Origin of the sequence: Cedecea sp. AS113 (assembly GCF_037152415.1) — a bacterium.
In the GTDB taxonomy this organism is placed as follows: domain Bacteria; phylum Pseudomonadota; class Gammaproteobacteria; order Enterobacterales; family Enterobacteriaceae; genus Cedecea.
The window spans coordinates 1-209 of sequence record NZ_JBBCMI010000084.1 but is presented as its reverse complement, the minus strand read 5'-3'; the positions used below and the strand labels follow the sequence as shown (position 1 = coordinate 209).

The 209-nt window shown below is 55.5% G+C and carries 1 protein-coding gene; it reads right to left on the bottom strand.

Translation table 11 applies throughout. The features are described from left to right. Positions 1-148 (bottom strand): phage tail protein (locus WFN87_RS24120; protein WP_336989477.1); only part of this gene is annotated, 148 nt, incomplete at its 3' end. Between the last annotated feature and the right edge of the window lie 61 nt (positions 149-209).

The window sequence follows — 209 nt, the reverse complement described above, 5'->3', positions numbered from 1 at the left end:
GAGCCGCTGAAAACGCTGCGCCATTGCATTTCAACCATCCTGCCGGCGCTACAGACAACGCCCACGGAACAGGCACACCAACCGGCAAAGCCGATCCTTCCCCCAAACCAACCTTTAAGAAAATGCACATCCTGCCGCGCCGTGGCATGCTCTCAGCCTTTTGTGAGGCAAAACGTCATGCTGGTAGGCTATGTCAGGGTGTCAACAAA